The organism is Mesorhizobium norvegicum, assembly GCF_004919685.1.
In the GTDB taxonomy this organism is placed as follows: domain Bacteria; phylum Pseudomonadota; class Alphaproteobacteria; order Rhizobiales; family Rhizobiaceae; genus Mesorhizobium; species Mesorhizobium norvegicum.
In genome coordinates, this window is sequence record NZ_SMYZ01000168.1 from 1 (window position 1) to 1,461 (window position 1,461).

Genomic DNA, 1,461 nt, shown 5'->3' on the forward strand with positions numbered 1-1,461 from the left:
ATCGGCTGGACACTGGCCGCGACGCCGGCATTCTTCCCGCAACGCTGGAGATTGGCGAAATCGCCGATGACAGCGCCCCTCTCCCCGTCACTATACGGGGAGAGGATGCCGGCAGGCAGGTGAGGGGCGGCGCAGACGCTGGCCATTATGAACGGTCGCTATGACGCAGTAGGATTATCCGGTGGAAAGCATCCGGCGTCACGAGCCGGCAGTCGGCATCTTCGAAGACTGTTCCTCCTGCGCGCCAATGATCTCCGTATACTCCCGCACCTCGCCATCGAGCCCGCGCAGCCGCCAGCTCTCCCCGTCCCTTCCCTCGACATGGCAAGGCCCGATCGGCACCTTGCCGCCACCTTCCGGCAGGTCGAGCACATAGACCGGGTTGCAGATGCCCGACAGGCGCGCGCGCAGCGCACCGACCAGCGCCTGTCCCTGCGCAATCGTCGTGCGCCTGTGCGCCATACCGCGCGCGAGGTCGCCATGGTGCAGGTAATAGGGTTTGACGCCGAGGCGGTACATCAGCTCGCGGCAGAGTTCTTCCAGCACCTCGACCGTGTCGTTGACGCCCTTGAGCAGAACGCTCTGGTTGAGCAGCACGAAACCCGCATGGCGCAGCGTACGGCAGGCGGCTTCGGTGGCGTCGGTGATTTCGCGCGCGTGGTTGAAATGGGTGACGATTGTCACCATCAGCCGGCCCTGCAAGGCCTCGACCAGCCCAGACGTGATGCGCGACGGCAGCGCTACGGGCACGCGCGTGTGGATGCGCAGCAGGCGCACATGCGGGATCGCTTCGATGCGCGCGAAGATTTCGGCAAGTGCCTTGTCGGGCAGCGACAGCGGATCGCCGCCGGTCAGGATCACCTCGCGGATTTCGGGGTGATCGGCGATATAGGCCAGCGTCGGCTCCAGCGCCTCGCGCGTATAGCCGCGGCCGATCGCGGTCAGCGATTCCTTGCGGAAGCAGAACCGGCAATAGACCGCGCATTGATAGGTCGGGAACAACAGCACCCGGTCGGTATGGCGATGCGTCAGCCGCGGCACCGGGCTGAAGTCATGGTCGGCGATCGGGTCGTCGAGCTCGCCGTCCGCTTCCACCAGTTCATCCGGCGACGGAATGACCTGCGCCCGGATCGGATCGGCGGGGTCGTTCCAGTCGATCAGGTCGAGATAGGCTTTGGGAACGCGCACCTTGTGGTTCGCGGCCGCGCTTTGAGCCGCCGCGCGCTCGGCCGGCGACAGCGGCAGGGACGCGAGATCGCGCACATGGCGCACGCCGGCGCGGACGTCCGCCTGCCAGGCGGTGTCGGGGTCCTGGGCGCGTACGGGGTGGAGGTTGGTGTCTGAAGGCATCGGAGTTTCTCGGGTGGTATGCTTGGGGCGGACCTATCGGGCGGATGGCTGGTGAGGTCAACCACTTGCTTTGCCGCAGATTGTCAGCGCCGCGATCCTTCACACCCCCCT

General features: G+C 66.2%; 1 protein-coding gene. It reads right to left on the bottom strand.

Annotated features, from left to right (window positions below; all coding sequences use genetic code 11):
- Positions 1–198: 198 nt before the first annotated feature.
- Entirely contained in the window at positions 199–1,350 is a 1,152-nt protein-coding gene (locus FCU66_RS40325) for a KamA family radical SAM protein (protein WP_136621666.1), read from the bottom strand.
- Between the last annotated feature and the right edge of the window lie 111 nt (positions 1,351–1,461).